This window comes from Pseudoalteromonas sp. CNAT2-18.1, from assembly GCF_022347865.1.
GTDB lineage: Bacteria > Pseudomonadota > Gammaproteobacteria > Enterobacterales > Alteromonadaceae > Pseudoalteromonas > Pseudoalteromonas ruthenica.
On the sequence record NZ_JAKRFR010000009.1, the window covers coordinates 15,927 to 31,877 of the forward strand.

The window sequence follows — 15,951 nt, forward strand, 5'->3', positions numbered from 1 at the left end:
GCCCTTTATCTTTTATTTTTCTCATCAAAAACCTGCTTCAGAGCTTGCACTAATTGAGGATCAGAGTGTTTATTCACTGCCAAGCATAATGGCGTTCGTTGACTTTGCTGTAACTCCCACACCTTAATTACTGTATTGGCCGATAACTCCCTTTGGCGCAACGCTAAGGTCATCGCAGCTTCTGTATTTAAAATTAAATCTAACCTTCCAGCTAGAAATTTAGTCATGCTGACCTCAATACTAGCCGCCACATCTAAGTGCCGCTCATCACTAAACCCCTGTTGCCGCAAATGCTGATGAGTCCAGCCATCTCGACTCACTGCGAGCGTATACTGCTTAACATCAGCCAATGAATGCACTTTTATGCGCTGATCATCACTGCGCTTGTAGATAAACATAGGAGTGGGCGCACTGATGGGACAAAACCAGTGAAACAACTGGTGCCGCTGTGCGGTTTTATAAATTGCGAATATACCGTGGTTAGCGCGAGTTTTAGCTAAATTATAGGCTCGCGCCCAAGTAGTAAGGTGAATATCAGCATCAATATTGGCGGCTTCTAAAGCCCCACGCACAGCTTGCGTTGCCCGGCCAACCACCTGACCCTGCTCATTAAGGTAGTTGTAGGGCGGCCAGTGCTCGGTATAAAGCTGTAGCTGGGGCTGCGCAACAAGGCTAAAGCTAAGACTCATTGCAATTAGCCACACCCAGATGTGATATTTAAGGTACTGCATGGCCTTTAGATGCCTGCCATATTCGATACCATTGCTCATGGCTTAATTCTAGCAGCTGAGCGCCAATTGCACTGCGAATACGCTCAATATTCCCCGTACCTAACACCACAGCAGGCTTGCTTGGGTGCTTCAACAACCACGCATATACCACTTGATCTAGGCCGCTTGCCCCGATTTCCTGTGCGATTTGCTCTAGTGTTTGCCGTAATCTTTGCGCCTTTTCAGTCATACTCGTAAATATCTCGCCACCCGCCAGCGGCGACCAACACATCGGGTTTATGCGCCAACGTTGACACTGATCTAAAGTACCCTCATCTAACGCACTCATCTGATAGGGAGAGAACTCAATTTGATTGGTTTGCAACGGGAAATCCAACCGCGACTGCAATAACTCAAACTGACTGGTGGTAAAGTTAGAAACGCCGAAGTGCAATACATCACCACGCGCTCTCAAGGTATTGAATGCTTCAGCCACTTCATCTGCCTGCATTAAGTAGTCTGGGCGGTGGATCAGCAAGCAATCTAAACGATCGGTGTGAAAATGCTGCAGTGACTTTTCAGCACTGGCAATAATATGCTCACGGCTGGAGTTATAGTGATTAACATGCCCGGGCACAGCGCGCTTACCCTGCTGCAGCGCAATGCCGCACTTGGTGATGATACGAATTTGTTCACGTACGCTGGGTTTGAGCTTTAATAACTCTCCGAACGCCGCTTCACAGCGATATTGACCATAAATGTCAGCATGATCTGTATCGACAATGCCCTGCTCAATACATTGTTCTACAAACGCGAGGTTTTGTTGGGCGCTGCGCTGCCAATCGAGCATGCGCCAAAACCCTAACACTAAAGGCGAAATTGTTCTGTGTGCCATACTTTGCAACCTGATATTTTTTTGCCACTATAGCACAGCCCATTGGCAGCCCTTCAAGGTACATCATTGTCGTGATCAGTTTATATTTGGTGTTTTACAGCGCATTTCTACTTTGGCAACAGTGGGTGTTACCAGCTGCCAGTGAAGACATCCAGGGCATTGTCTCAACGCCACGGCAATGCGCGCAGCAACTCAGAAAACCAATCATCACGCACACTGACGTCCTACCACAGCGTATTGAAGTCCTCAGTTGGAATATTTATAAAGCACAACATGAACAGCTGCTACCGGATTTAAGAGCGCTGTCTCAGGGCGTTGAATTTGTGCTTTTACAGGAGGCGTTTCGCGACCAACAACTCTTTGCTATCAAGCCTTATGCACGCTTTTCCCCCGGCTTCCGAGGGTGGTCAAAACAAACCGGTACCTTATTGCTCAGTGATTTTCAGCCGCAGCTCTATTGTCGCTTTTACCAACGCGAACCCTGGCTGCGAACACCGAAGGCATCAAGTATAAGCCGTTATGCGCTAGCGCAGGGGGGCAGTTTACTTGTGGTGAACCTCCACGGTATCAACTTTACCTGGGGCACCGAAGACTATCAACGCCAACTAAAAACCTTAACCCTGCTCATTGCTCAGCATAACGGGCCTGTTATTTTTGCTGGCGATTTCAATACCTGGAGCCACTCCCGTCAACAATTAGTACAGCAGCTATTAACTCCTTTGCAGTTAGCACCGGTGACCTTATCCCCTGACCAGCGCACGCGTTTTTTTGGCTACGCTCTGGATCAAGTGTGGACCCGAGGGGTAAAAATAAAAAGAGCTCAAGCGTTGGCACGCGAGAGCTCAGATCATAACCCGATATTGGTATCGTTAAGTTTATAGCTTTTTCACGTTATTAGCGCTATCACGATCGACTAATTTAATGAGTGGGTCGACACCTGCAAAACTTGGCCGCTCATCAACGTACAGCTCTAGTGTATTGGCGCCTGAGACCAGCTCATGCTTTTGTAAGTAAATCACTGAATCGTTGGCACTTAACTGTTCAGGGTCAAAGTGGAACAAGCCGATATCCACCAGCTGCTGCATGGGCTCTTCTGTCTCGACCCCCTCACCATTGGCATATACTTTTTTGGCATCAATGCTCAAGGTCACTTTAAACTTACCGCTTTGCTCATTTGTTTCACTCACGACTACATCTTCTAGCGCTAGCTCATACAAAGTGATGCGTTTAAACTGATCATCAATAAAGGCCTGTTCTTGCTCATTCGCTTGCGCTTTGAGGTGACGCAACAGGTCAAGAGTTGTGGGGTAAGGGTTCGTTTGGTACTTAAACTCCTGTAAAAAGTGCCGCAATGCCGTGTTGGTGCGCTTATCGCCTAACCTATCAGCAACCGCCATCATCACCACCGAGCCTTTACGATAGTGCAAATATTGCTGATTTTCAGAGCGATATAACGGCATCTCGCGATAACTTTCCATAGTGCGGCCCTGTAAATAGCGATCTAACTCATATTTGAGGAACTTACGCAGCTTCTGCTCGCCATATTTTTCCGCCATCACTTGCAGTGCACTGTACTGAGATAAGGTTTCAGATATGACCGCCGACCCCTGCACATTGGCGGCACCAACTTGATGCCCCCACCACTGGTGCGCAACCTCGTGAGCGGTTACATAATAAGGCAGGTTAATATCATCGGGGTCTCGCAAATCGGTGATGAAGCCAATACGTTCAGAATAAGGAACGGTGTTTGCGAAGCTCTGCGCAAAGCCACGGTAACCTGGGAACTCGAGGATTCGTAGCTGTTTATGCTGGTAAGGACCAAACTCTTTGGTGAAATAATCGATCGAGTCCTTAGTAGACTGGATCATCGTATCGACATTCCACGGGTGGTCACGATGATAATAAACTTCAATATTGATGCCTTTGTAACGCTCTTTCTTCACCTCTAAGCGGGCCGACATAATATTGTAGAAGTCCACCATAGGCGCATCCATCTCATAGCGATAAGTCCGGCGTCCGCGTTCTTCATCTACTTGTTCACTTTGCAAATAACCTGGGGCGATAGCAAATTGGTCAATATCAGTGCTCAGCGTGGCGCTGAAATCAATAAAACCGACGTTGGCACCAAAGAAATTTTGCCCATAATAGCGACTATCCTCGAGGTCATTGGCACGCTCAAGCTCGGGTAAATCACGCTTGCGACGCTCGTTACGATCCCATAACTGGTAATCAAGGCGATAGCCAAATACCGGTAATAGTTCCGCGTTATTAATAAAGGTGCCATTTTCAACCAAGCTGGTATCAAAGCCGCTATCTTTAAAGCCTTGGTGGGCACGTACCACAGTTAAAGTGCCTTGACGCACCTCCCCTGGCTGCAAAGGTTTTTCGAACTCAAACCACCAAGTGTTTAAGTCATCAATCTTTTCACCTAAGGCACCGCCTTCTAGTTGCACCTGCCATTGTTCACTGTACTGCGGTTTACTCACCAAGAAACGTTCAATCACTTGCTCAGTTGGGTTGGTGAACGTGATATCGGCTTGTGCTTCAATACGTCGGCGCTGCGGATAGATATCAGCGGCAATATCCACCTTAGTTAACATAGGCACAGGCGCTTCTTTATATTGGCCCAATTGCTTTTCGTATTGCACCTGCAGAGCTTGAATATCATCTTTGGTGTGAAATTCGTTCAGTACTCGCGTGTTATGGTATATCCACGCGCCACTGGCGACAAACATCACCAACCCACAGGCTGCCAATACTTGTCCTTTACTGCCTAAGTTATAACTGAGCAGTCGTATACGCGCCAATAGGCTTTGTTGCGGACCTCGGTGCCATAAGCCGTAGCCTAATGCTGCCAAAGCTAAGGTCATACCTAACCAATACACATTGTACCAATGCACTGCATTAAGAAAGTGACCGTAAGTATTCAAATCAGAATAAGGCGCGGCTGGGGAGCCGGCAAAGTCATACATGTTATGACTAAAGCCATAGTTGTTAAGGATCAAGCTTACGGCGTAATAGACAATAAACAGTACCATGCCCACATATTTATTGGGGCTGATCACTTGGAAGAAGAAGGCCAACACTGTGGTCATAAATAAAGGCACTAAGGTTAAGTAACCCAAGCGGAATAAGTATTGACCCAGTTCGATATTAAAGTGGCCTTTGATCAGCTGATAACTAATAGTGAGCGCCATCCCCACTACATATAACATCACTAATACAGCGGTCACAGCGGTTAACTTCGAGCCCCAAAACACTAAGTTATGTGCTGGGTAAGAATCGATAATATCGCCAAACTTTGAGTTGCGTTCGCGCCATACCACTTCAGCAGAGTAGTACACCAACACAATGACCATCAACACGCCCATGGCCCCTTGAATAAGCGGAACCATAGTTTGTGTCAGCGGCCAGTTGGATACGCCATAGCTGACCCCTGGTGCGAGTAGCGGAGCAATCAGCATAAACAGCGTGATGGTCGCTAAAATCAAAAACGCTGGGCTCATTAATACCTGAGCAAACTCAAAACGGGTGCGCATCATAAACTGACTGCGGGTATTAATGCTCTGTACTCGCACCGAGATATTGTTGGCTAATGCTTGTTGCGCGCGCTTACGCATTGATTGCGATACACCTGGGCGCTTTTTATCTTTACCTTGGCTTTGATAACCACTTTTGAGTCCTAGCAGCGCAAACACGACTCCTGCGACAGCGAGCCATAGCACGCGGTTATACAGCAGGTAGCTGGAAAAAGGTAATAACAGTTCATTCTTCTCAACCGTGGTCCAATAACGCGTTACATCTGCAAATGCACCATAACCAAAGGGGTCTAATAATGCCGCCCATACCCGTACCGACGGCTCTTCAAAATACACCGAAAGAGTCGAATAAGTGAGAAATAGAATCACGGCGGCAATATATACAGCCATCATGGTACGAAAACGCAGCGCCGCTACATGACAAAACACCGCAATCACAAACAAGGTGGGCAAAGCGAGAACCAGATAAGGCTGCAGGTAGTGAGATAAATGCTGCTCGCCCAGCAGCTCGGCTGGCGACCAACCAAGCATGACGCCAAAAGCGCTCCCCGCAAACACACCTAAAGGTACAAACAGCATTACCACCGCAGTCACCACAAAAGAGCCTAAAAAGTGACCCAAGGTGTAAGCCTGCTTATTAAAGGGCTTGGTGTACACCAGCTCTAGCATGTTTTCAGTATCGTTGCGTAAGCTGGATGAAGCGACAAAGTTCACCACCGCAAAAAGCACGAAATTCAACGCCACAACTTGCACAAACGCATTCACAAACGGGCCGTTGAGATGCACGTTAGAACCCCACAACGGGAGGTTATCGCTCATGGTCATGGCAAACGAAAGTAGGAAAAACAATAAACTACAAACGTAAAAAGATGGCTGGCGCAAAAAATAGCGCAGCTCAAAGGTGAGCATTTTAAGTAACATATGCCCTCCTACGCCTGTGCCGCTGCACGTTGCTGGTATAAAGTCGAGAAATACACGTCTTCTAAGTTACTGGGCACGGCCTCAAATCCTTCCGGCGGCGCATCGGCAAATACATGTAAAATAGTATTGCCAGCAAACAAGCGTTTAGAAATCACCGGTAGATGCTGCTCAAGCTCTAACGCCTGCTGTTGATTGGCCACTTCTTTTCGCCAAATCTGGCCATTAAGCTGATGGGTCAAATCGATAGGGTTGCCTTGCAGGAGAATTTCGCCACCCGCTAGCACCGCCATGTTAGGGCATAACTCACTGACATCATCAACAATGTGAGTTGATAAGATCACCACTTTTTGCTCACCCAAACTAACTAATAGATTGTGAAAGCGATTCCGCTCTTCAGGGTCTAAGCCCGCAGTCGGCTCATCGACTATCAGTAGGTCAGGGTCGCCAAGCAGCGCTTGAGCAATGCCAAAGCGTTGGCGCATGCCTCCTGAAAAACCACTCACTGCTTTCAGTTTATGCTCATACAAATTGGTGTGCGCAAGTAGGCCATCGACCACTTCTTTACGCTCTTTGGCGTTGTCTAAACCTTTTAATATCGCCATATGATCTAGCAAATCTGCTGCACTAACTCGGGGATAGACGCCAAAATCTTGTGGCAGATAACCCAGGCGGCGGCGCACTTCCTGCGGCTGTTTAAATACATCCAGTCCATCAAATTCGATGGTGCCGCTATCCGCTGTTTGTAAGGTTGCAATGGTGCGCATCAATGATGATTTTCCGGCACCATTCGGCCCAAGGAGCCCAAACATGCCTTTAGGGATTGTTAAATTCACTCCTTTGAGCGCTTGCACGCCATTGCCATATGTTTTGGTAAGGCCTTGAATCGAAAGCACGGGGTATTCCTTTTTATATTTATTATTAGTGCCTAGGGTTATACCACAGGGCAAAGCGGGTACAAAGATGAACGCGACGTTAATATGTAAGTAAATATGATGTAGACAGAAATACCATTCGGACCTAGGCTAAATTCACCAACACCATTGAGCGAGTACACTATGCAGCCCCACCAACATACTCCGTTAACCGACTTTATTGAGTACCCTGCCGCGCAAATGCTGACGCGTGCGCAGGAGTTTTTAGACACAGCCAAACGTCGCCACAGTATTCGTAGTTTTAGCGACCGTGCGGTTGATAAGCGCATTATCGAAACCTGCATTCAGGCGGCAGGCACAGCGCCGAGTGGAGCTAACCACCAACCCTGGCACTTTGTCGCTATCAATTCCGAAGCCGTAAAAAAGCAAATTCGCGAGCAAGCAGAGCAGTTAGAGCGCTCGTTTTATGAGGGCCGGGCTGGGCAGCAATGGCTAGATGCACTCAAACCTTTGGGCACCGATGCGCAAAAGCCATATTTACAACATGCGCCTTGGTTAATCGCGGTATTTAGCCAGAAAAAAGGCGGTTTACACACCGATGAGCAGCAACCCAATTATTATGTTCACGAGTCTGTTGGGCTCGCCACAGGCTTTTTAATTCAAGGCTTACATCGCGCCGGGCTAGCCACCCTCACGCACACTCCCAAGCCGATGAGCTTCCTGAGCGAAATTTGCGGCCGTAACAAGGACAATGAACGTCCCTATATGCTTATCGTGGTTGGCTACCCAAGTGACGATGCCACGGTGCCTAACCACGCTTTACAGAAAAAATCGCTGACTGAGATAGCAACATTTTTATAGCGCTGCGGGCTGCGCTTCGGTGGCTATTATCTCACCGGGGCTCAGCCCTGAAAGCACCTCGACCTGATCATCCACAATTTGCCCCAAACGAACATAACGGCGCTGCAATTGTCCTTGCTTTACCACCATGACCATGTCCAGCTGACCATGTTGGTGCACCCACTCGCGGGCCACCAGCACTCCTTGGCGTGAAGACGCTGGCAGCTCCAGCTGCGCATACAAGCCTGGCAGCAGCTTCGCACTTTGTGGCGCCGCAAAGCGCATCAACAGTGAGCGCGAACCACTGTCCGCTGCGGGGACCACCTCCACCAACGGCACGTCTGCGTGTAGCGCTAACGCGGCGATTGAAACTCGTCGCTGTGTGCCAATATCCAAGGTTAATGCCTGGCCTTCACGCACCGCAAACTCAAGCTGTAGTTGCTGCGGGTTGTAAATGGCCAGTAGCGCCTGCCCTGGGCTGGCAGTATCGCCCGGCTCAGCAAAACGCTCGACCACGCGCCCAGCAATAGGTGCTTTAATGGTGGCGTACTGTAAGGCAATCTGCGCTTGTTGCAACGCTTGTTGGGCCTGCTCAACACTGGCTTTGAGGTTGTCATGGTTGGCGGTAGCTACATCAATATCGTTTTGCGAAATCAACCCCTTTGCAAATAGCTCATTAGCACGGCGAAGCTGTTTACTGGCCTGCGTCAATGACGCTTGCAACGCATTTACTTGCGCTTGGGCTTGCTGCACTTGGCTTTGTAGCGCCTGTTTATCAAGCTCAATCACCACTTGTCCTTGCTTTACGGTGTCGCCTGCACGCACTAAAAAGCGCTCAATCTGTGCTAATACCCGTGCTGAAACTTGGGTATTTTGCTTGGCAATAACCTGCCCTGGCACCACTTCTGCCACATTTATGGCACTAAGCTCAACCTGATGGGTGGCGCCTCGGTATGATTGTTCATCGGTTTTAACTCCTGGCGCAATATGCTGAGTAAGCACTCCAGAAAACCACACTATTACGGCGGCTAAAATAGCTATGACGAGCGCCGCTGTTAACTTAGTTCGCATTGTTTGCTTCCTCTTTTGCAAAGACCAGGTAATACACCAAAGGCACGACCAGCAAAGTGAATAGGGTTGAGGCGAGAATGCCGAAAATAATCGCGATTGCGAGACCGCTAAAGACGGGATCAAAAATGATCATTATATTGCCCAGCAGGGTGGTCCCAGCGGTTAACAGCACTGGTCGCATACGTACCTGCACAGCGTTAATAAGCGCCGTTTTAATGGCTTCACCTTGGCGTCGTGATTGTTCAATAAACTCCACGAGGATCAGTGAATTACGTATGACGATACCGGCCAGGGCAATCATGCCAATCATCGCCGTGGCGGTAAATAACACCGGCTCCGGCGCGCCGGCAATAGCGCGCTCACCCAATTGATTCAGTAACCAAAAGCCGGGCATAATCCCAATAATGGTAAGCGGAATGGCCGACATAATAATTAATGCCAAGCTCATGGATTTTGTTTGCACCCGCAACAACACTAAAATGGCCGCCAAGGCAAAGGCAAAGGCAATGCCCATATCGCGAAACACATCAATGGTGATGCGCCACTCCCCTTCGCCGCTAAAAGATACATCAATCCCCTCGCCAAGGTGCCATGCTTGAGTGCCACCCGAATCAACAAAAGTACGCTGCTGCCAAGGGGTGCTTTGTAATTCTGCCACGTCCTTATCGGCACTGACATCGGCAATCACTTCCGCCGGGGTACGGCCATTGAGTTCAGCCATGACATAGATAACCCGTTGTAAGTCTTTGCGCACAATGGGCTGGGGTCGCGCTAATGAGTAAAACTCGCCCAACTCGGACAGCGCCACCATAGGCTGAGGAGCGCTAGATAAACCAAGCTCCGAGCTACTTTGGCTAATATTGCGCTGACCTTTCACCTGCAGGGCGCCAACATGTGTTTGCGTACGGTGGCGATATGGCAGCGTCACCTCGATAGGCAGCGGGTTGATTTCATCATCAACATAAAGTTGACCGACCTGCTGACCTTTTAATGCCACCCTTAGCGCCGTAGCGATATCGGCGCTGGCTACCGCCGACAGTGCCGCTTTGCTAGTGTTGGTAACAAAGCGCAGCTGTGTTTGCGCGGCGGCCATGGAGCTGTCAACTTCAACAACATGGGGCTCTTGGCGCAGCCGCGCCATCACTTGGCGTGCGGCCTCACGATGCTGTTGCGCATCAATAAACGGTTTGGCATAGACCTCGGCGACCAAAGTGCTCAGCACCGGAGGTCCGGGCGGCACCTCAATCAATTTAATAGTGATCCCATCTTGATTAAATTCGGCCAGCTTATCACGCAGCCGTAACACCACGGCATGGGACTGATGCTGGCGTTGCGATTTATCGTGTAGTAATACCCGTAACTCCCCCTGATGCTCGCCAACGCGGCGGTAATAACCTCGCACCATACCATTAAAGTCCATACTCGAAGGCTGGCCGACGTACGCGGCAATGGCCTTGACCTCTTTGAGCTGCCACACCTTGTGCTGAACCTGCCGGGTTACCGCCGCTGTATGCTCCAATGCCGTCCCTTCGGGCATGTCAATGAGCACCTGCACCTCACTTTTATTATCATAGGGCAGTAACTTCAGCGGTACGGCACGCATCACTGGTAAGCTGGCACTGAATACAAATAACGCTAAAACCGTATACAGAACCCATTTGGCTCTGCGTGGTTGGCTAAGGATATAACCCAGCAATTGCGTGTATTTCTGCATCGCTTTGCTTGGCTCCCTGAGCGCCAGACCTTGCTCTGGCTTGAGGATACGCATAGCTAGCCATGGCGTTACGAAAAATGCCACCAGCGTCGATAGCGCGACACTGATTGGCACGTTAAACGCCATGGGCGCCATATAGGGACCCATCATTCCGGTAATAAAGGCAAGTGGAAAGAAGGCCACCATAATGGTCAATGTTGACATCAACAGCGGCGTGCGAATTTCGCTGATGGCAGCGACGATGTTATCTTTTCGATCACCAGAGCGATTAAGGTAGCGACTGATATTGTCTATGCCGGTGATTGGGTCATCGACTAATAGCCCCAAGGCTAAAATGAGCGCGAACAAGGTGACGCGGTTAATGGTGTAACCAAATGCCCAATCTAAGGTGAGGGTGAGGCCATAGCAAATAGGCAAGGCCAAGGCAATCACGATCGCTGGACGCCACCCTAGAAACACGCCAATAAAGAGCACCACGGTAATAATGGCAAAAGCCAGGCTGGCGCCGAGGTTATTGACTTTGTCATTCGCTGTTTGGCCATAGTCGCGTAGCGTCACCACTTTGACTTCTGGCGGCAACAGCTGTTGTTGCAACCGCGCCATTTCTCGATGCACCGCATCGGCAACCGCTACCGCATTACTACCCCCTTGCTTTGCCACGCTTAAGGTCACTAAGGGCAGTTGCTGGTGATCGCCGTGCTGTAACCACTGGTAATGACTGGGCTCACTGGGGCCAACGGTGATCTCGGCGACGCTATCTAAGCGCACTGCCTGACCATTGACAACATTAACCACTAACTCACTGAGCTGCGCTTGATCACGTAATGCATCACCGGCTTGAACATGCACCCGCCATGGGCCTTGAGCATCGTTGACTCGACCCACTTCATGCAACTGATTTGATACCTCCAGCGCATAGAGAACATCTTGTACCGTGGTTTGATGGGCATTGAGCGCGCTGATATCGAGATAAACATAGGCGCTGCGTTTACGCCCAGCGACCACCTTTACCTCGCTCGTATCCGCCAAGCGTTGTAAATTGGTGGCTAACTCCTGCGCCATGCGGGTGAGGTCATAATCGTTATAGAGCTGCGGTGCCTCGCTATATAAGCCCAACATCACAATGGCCACATCATCGACCGATATGGGCTTAATCTGCCACTGCTTAACCACCTGAGGCATGGTGTCTTGATAGGCATATAATTTTGCATAAGTGTCTATCAAAGCTTGCTCGCGGGAATGACCTACCTCGAAACGCAGTGTGGTCACTAATTGCTCATTAGCCGTGGTGGAATAGATGTGTTCAACCCCTGGAATTTGCGCCAGCAGCTTCTCTAGTTTGATGGTCACCAGCCGTTCGACTTGTGGCGCCTCAATTCCGGGCACGGCCACCGTGATATCAAGCATAGGCACGGTGATCTGTGGCTCTTCCTCACGCGGGGTATAGCTTAAGGCTAAGGCACCAAGCACCAAGGCCACAATGAAAACCACCAACGCAAAAGGGCCGTTCAAACTCGCTTTTACTGTTTTATCCAAGGCGTTCACAGCCTACTCCTGACAAAATAGCGTGTATAAAGTCTGCAAAATGGCCTTAGCGTTATCATCACACAACTGGTAGTAAATGGTCTGACTCTCACGCCGCGTGGTCACCATGTTTTCGTTACGCAATACAGCGAGGTGCTGTGATAATGCCGACTGACTTAACGGCACTGCATCATTGAGCTGGGATACGCTGAGTTCACCCTGCTGCAAACTGCATAGGATCATTAGACGGTTTTTATTTGCCAGAATCTTCAGCAGGCTTTGTGCCTGCTCAGCGCTGTCGGCTATTTTACTGAAATCCACGTGTCGCTCTTGTTGTGAACTGAGAATGGCAGAAGTATAGAAAGGAATATTAGCCTTGTCTAATATTAATTGTTGCTAATTTAGATTTTACTAATATACTGAATATAGTCTCTCATCTCTAACAAGGTGTATTGCTATGAATATATCTGCTGCGCTGCGACTGATTGCTGGCGTTATGGTCCTGATATCCTTACTGCTGGCGCATTTCGTCGACTCTAACTGGCTATTTTTTACTGTATTTATTGCCCTTAATCTTATCCAATCAGCATTTAGCGGTTGGTGTCCTATGATGTATATATTAAAAAAGCTAGGCATGGAGGAATAATATGCTGACCCCAATCCCAGATTTACTAAAAACCATCACCCCTAATCAACGCCGCATTAGCGCCGAGCAAGCGAAAGCGGAGCTAAGTGATAATCATGGCTTATTGATTGATGTACGCGAACCCGCCGAGCATGCAACCAAAGCCGCCACTGGCGCTATTAATATTCCTCGGGGGCTACTGGAAATGAAGCTGATGGAAATTGAAAAAGACGCCAACCGCCCTATCTACTTACACTGTGCCAGCAGTGCGCGGGCGACACTAAGTGCCGAGCAGCTCACGCGCGTTGGCTACAAAAATGTCACCGTCATAACCTGTAAGGCCGATCATATTTGTCAGGTGTTTTAACCTAACAGTAACATGACTCCGATATGCTCTGTATTTTTAGGTTAATGGGTACAGAGTAATGACGTTAACGCGGAGAAGTTTTTTAAAGGCATCGGCAGCCGGGTTTGGTGCTGCCGTTTTATCGCTCGGCCTCAGTGGCTGTGTATTCGATAGTGACGATGACGATAGCGTCGATGTGAGCTTTGATCACGGTGTCGCCAGCGGCGACCCACTCAGCGATGCCCTCATTATTTGGACTCGAGTAACACCGCAACAGCCAGTTAGCAGCCTCAAAGTGCAATGGCAGGCGGCGACCGATCCCGAATTTATCAACATCAGCCATGATGGCGAGGCGCAGGTAAGTGCCGACAGTGATTTTACACTGAAAGTGGACTTACAAGGTCTCGATGCGAATACTCAGTACTATTACCGCTTCAAGGCATATGGCAAAACCTCTCCTACAGGTAAGGGGAAAACGCTGCCAACAGGCAATATCGAGCAAGTTAAGTTCGCCGTGCTTTCATGCGCAAATTACCCTGCTGGCTATTTTCATGTATATGGCGAGGTTGCCAAACAACCCGACTTAGACGCGGTATTACACCTTGGCGATTACCTCTATGAGTACGGTAATGACGGTTATGCCACTGCCGATGCAGCGGCCCTTGGGCGCCTACTACCGCAAGATAACAGCACAGAAATGTTATCGCTTGAAGATTACCGTAAACGTTATGCACACTACCGCACAGATACCGACCTGCAAGCAGCGCACAGCCATTGTCCATTTATTGTGGTGTGGGACGACCATGAAATAACCAATGATACCTGGCGTGATGGTGCCCAAAATCATAGTGAGGACGAAGGGGATTTCACTCAACGTAAGCTTTATGCCTTACAAGCTTACTTCGAATGGATGCCCATACGTAATGTGGCCGACAAAGAGCGTATTTATCGTCGTTTTGATTTTGCTAACCTAGTGTCTTTGTACATGCTGGATACCCGCGTACTGGCCCGCGATGAGCAACTTAGCTTTGCTGATTTTGATCTTGCTAGCGCCCCAGGACAAGCGCAGTTTGCCAGTGCTATTAGCTCCTCATCACGGGCTCTTTTAGGTAGCGAGCAATTAACTTGGCTACAAGATGGCATTATGACCTCTGACTGCCAATGGCAAGTACTCGCACAGCAGGTACTGATGACGAAGATGCATATGCCGGTGGAAGTATTACAGCTGCTCGGGAGCCTGCAAGTAGCCTTGGCTAGTGGCGAAGATACAAGCGCCCTGCTCACCCAAGCCAATGCATTGTTCGCTGAGTTGGCGCAAATAAAAACACGCATACTAGCTGGGGATCCCACTGTCAGTGCCAACGAGCGCGCCCGGGTAGAAACCAAAGTACCCTACAACCTTGATGCCTGGGACGGTTACGCTTATGAGCGCGAGATGTTGCTCGCCAGCGCCGTAGCTGCGCAAAAGGATTTAGTTGTACTTGCTGGCGATACCCATAATGGTTGGGCAGGTCAATTGCGAACCGACGCCACTAATCCCATTGCTGCTAACCAAGCGGCTGGCGTTGAATTTGCCACCGCTTCGGTTTCTTCCCCTGGACTTGAAAGTTATTTATCCCTGAACACTCAGGATCCGCAGGCAGTAGCACAAATAGAGCAGGTCATCACCTTGCTGATTGACGACCTTACCTACAATAACTTAGTGGATCGGGGTTATCTTACGGTGACGTTCACCGCCGAGCAGGCACAGGCGCAGTGGCATTACATCAACACGGTAAAAGACAGCAATTACCAAGTGCTTTCAACACGTTCAAAGCAGTTATCGGTGAATGCCGGTAGTCGTCAGCTGATAAGTTAATCTGAACGCTGCTCGAGATGCTTGAGTCGCGTATCAATCCGTTCTACAACTTCGACCAAGCGTGCCAACAGCGCTTGGTCGCTAGGTTGTGACATAGACTCTGATTGTGTTTGTTGGTGCTCAGCTAAACGCTCTTTTTGTGCCAAAATGGCCTCACGGAACTGCTGTGCATCCACCACTCCGATGAGTGACACTAACGCACCGGTACCCGACTGGCCCGCTGTTTCAAAGCTCAATTGATGAATACCAAACAGTCGCATCAATGGCCCTTGCGTTAACCCCACATCGGTAATTTTATCAAGGGGAATGGTTTTTTCAGTGCGCACCAAAATACCGCGTTTAACAAACAGCTTTTTTTCACTCAAGGTTGCCGACATGGCCGCCAACATACGCCCTGATACGAGCCACACAACAATGGCAATAACGGGGATAAAAACAATACCAAACAAGGTCACAGTGGCAACCAATAACCACAAGACCAACCAGTATTGTTTCACTTTGGGGTTAAATTGCGCGCTGTGTAAAATCGTTTCACTACTCATTAGTACTACCTAGCTGGTAGTCAAATACGTAATGGTGAGCGCCATTGTCCATATTGATGGTCATTTTCCCGCTCAAGCCTCGCAATTCGCCGCTACCTGAATCCGGCACCACCTCAAGGAACAATGTATCTTTGCCTTGGTTCATGGTACCGAAGTGCTGGAGTACGAAGCTGCCTTTTTTGTCAGCCAGTGTCCCAGTGACCTGCTCTAAGGCGACATAACCAGCGGAGCCTTGCACTGGCGTTCGGGCACTGAGCATTTCACCCTGACTAATACCGTGGAGCTCACCACTAAAGGTTTTATCTATCGACATTCTTCCTAAATCAATACCGTCTACCCCAGTGGCATAACTTTGTTGCGGGTTTAATTTAACGGTAAAAGTTCCTGTTGCTTGCATGGTGGCTTCCTGTTGGTTAGTCCTTGTACTCTAGTTGTATAGAAAAACCACCAACAACGCAACATTGGTATCATAGCAACCATGGCGCCAGTGCACA

Annotated in this window: 14 protein-coding genes; 5 read left to right on the plus strand and 9 right to left on the minus strand. The window is 49.1% G+C overall.

Translation table 11 applies throughout. From position 1 onward, the window contains the following. Positions 1 to 5 precede the first annotated feature (5 nt). Both MHM94_RS17360 and MHM94_RS17365 read right to left on the minus strand, forming a co-directional pair. Positions 6 to 770, minus strand: a complete 765-nt coding sequence (locus tag MHM94_RS17360; RefSeq protein ID WP_235420064.1) for a transporter substrate-binding domain-containing protein — start codon at positions 768 to 770, stop codon at positions 6 to 8. Next, positions 718 to 1,605: an aldo/keto reductase gene (locus MHM94_RS17365; protein WP_235420065.1), complete on the minus strand. Its 888-nt coding sequence runs from the start codon at positions 1,603 to 1,605 to the stop codon at positions 718 to 720. Before MHM94_RS17365 ends, MHM94_RS17360 begins: the two co-directional genes overlap by 53 nt. Before the next feature lie 71 nt (positions 1,606 to 1,676). Between MHM94_RS17365 and MHM94_RS17370 the strand changes: the two genes are divergently transcribed. Next, on the plus strand, positions 1,677 to 2,486 hold the full coding sequence (locus tag MHM94_RS17370) for an endonuclease/exonuclease/phosphatase family protein (RefSeq protein WP_235420066.1): 810 nt from the start codon (positions 1,677 to 1,679) through the stop codon (positions 2,484 to 2,486). On the opposite strand, the gene MHM94_RS17375 is transcribed toward MHM94_RS17370, so the two are convergent. Further along, positions 2,481 to 6,065, minus strand: a complete 3,585-nt coding sequence (locus MHM94_RS17375) for a M1 family aminopeptidase (RefSeq protein WP_235420067.1) — start codon at positions 6,063 to 6,065, stop codon at positions 2,481 to 2,483. The genes MHM94_RS17370 and MHM94_RS17375 overlap by 6 nt on opposite strands. Positions 6,066 to 6,073: 8 nt before the next feature. Continuing rightward, positions 6,074 to 6,958 (minus strand): ABC transporter ATP-binding protein, encoded by an 885-nt coding sequence (locus MHM94_RS17380; protein ID WP_022943935.1) that lies wholly within the window; start codon positions 6,956 to 6,958, stop codon positions 6,074 to 6,076. A 162-nt stretch (positions 6,959 to 7,120) separates the two neighbouring features. Between MHM94_RS17380 and MHM94_RS17385 the strand changes: the two genes are divergently transcribed. Beyond that, the gene (locus tag MHM94_RS17385) at positions 7,121 to 7,798 is read left to right on the plus strand and encodes a nitroreductase family protein (RefSeq protein ID WP_138547912.1); all 678 of its coding nucleotides are present in this window, start codon (positions 7,121 to 7,123) and stop codon (positions 7,796 to 7,798) included. On the opposite strand, the gene MHM94_RS17390 is transcribed toward MHM94_RS17385, so the two are convergent. From MHM94_RS17390 to MHM94_RS17400, 3 genes are read right to left on the minus strand one after another with little or no spacing between them, the layout of a single operon-like run. Next, positions 7,793 to 8,848: an efflux RND transporter periplasmic adaptor subunit gene (locus MHM94_RS17390; RefSeq protein ID WP_235420068.1), complete on the minus strand. Its 1,056-nt coding sequence runs from the start codon at positions 8,846 to 8,848 to the stop codon at positions 7,793 to 7,795. The genes MHM94_RS17385 and MHM94_RS17390 overlap by 6 nt on opposite strands. Beyond that, positions 8,838 to 12,107 carry an efflux RND transporter permease subunit gene (locus MHM94_RS17395; RefSeq protein WP_235420069.1) on the minus strand — a complete coding sequence of 1,090 codons (3,270 nt, stop codon included), beginning with the start codon at positions 12,105 to 12,107 and terminating at the stop codon, positions 8,838 to 8,840. Before MHM94_RS17395 ends, MHM94_RS17390 begins: the two co-directional genes overlap by 11 nt. A gap of 3 nt (positions 12,108 to 12,110) precedes the next feature. Next, entirely contained in the window at positions 12,111 to 12,407 is a 297-nt protein-coding gene (locus MHM94_RS17400; RefSeq protein ID WP_022943931.1) for a metalloregulator ArsR/SmtB family transcription factor, read from the minus strand. A gap of 136 nt (positions 12,408 to 12,543) precedes the next feature. Between MHM94_RS17400 and MHM94_RS17405 the strand changes: the two genes are divergently transcribed. From MHM94_RS17405 to MHM94_RS17415, 3 genes are read left to right on the plus strand one after another with little or no spacing between them, the layout of a single operon-like run. After that, positions 12,544 to 12,732, plus strand: a complete 189-nt coding sequence (locus MHM94_RS17405) for a DUF2892 domain-containing protein (protein ID WP_022943930.1) — start codon at positions 12,544 to 12,546, stop codon at positions 12,730 to 12,732. 1 nt (position 12,733) lies between these two features. Beyond that, positions 12,734 to 13,078: a rhodanese-like domain-containing protein gene (locus MHM94_RS17410; protein ID WP_138510120.1), complete on the plus strand. Its 345-nt coding sequence runs from the start codon at positions 12,734 to 12,736 to the stop codon at positions 13,076 to 13,078. A 58-nt stretch (positions 13,079 to 13,136) separates the two neighbouring features. After that, positions 13,137 to 14,915 carry an alkaline phosphatase D family protein gene (locus MHM94_RS17415; protein WP_130145053.1) on the plus strand — a complete coding sequence of 593 codons (1,779 nt, stop codon included), beginning with the start codon at positions 13,137 to 13,139 and terminating at the stop codon, positions 14,913 to 14,915. On the opposite strand, the gene MHM94_RS17420 is transcribed toward MHM94_RS17415, so the two are convergent. Both MHM94_RS17420 and MHM94_RS17425 read right to left on the minus strand, forming a co-directional pair. Beyond that, positions 14,912 to 15,457, minus strand: a complete 546-nt coding sequence (locus MHM94_RS17420; protein ID WP_022943927.1) for a PH domain-containing protein — start codon at positions 15,455 to 15,457, stop codon at positions 14,912 to 14,914. The genes MHM94_RS17415 and MHM94_RS17420 overlap by 4 nt on opposite strands. Further along, positions 15,450 to 15,854: a DUF3224 domain-containing protein gene (locus tag MHM94_RS17425; RefSeq protein WP_235420070.1), complete on the minus strand. Its 405-nt coding sequence runs from the start codon at positions 15,852 to 15,854 to the stop codon at positions 15,450 to 15,452. The genes MHM94_RS17420 and MHM94_RS17425 overlap by 8 nt, the downstream gene beginning before the upstream one ends. Positions 15,855 to 15,951 lie beyond the last annotated feature (97 nt).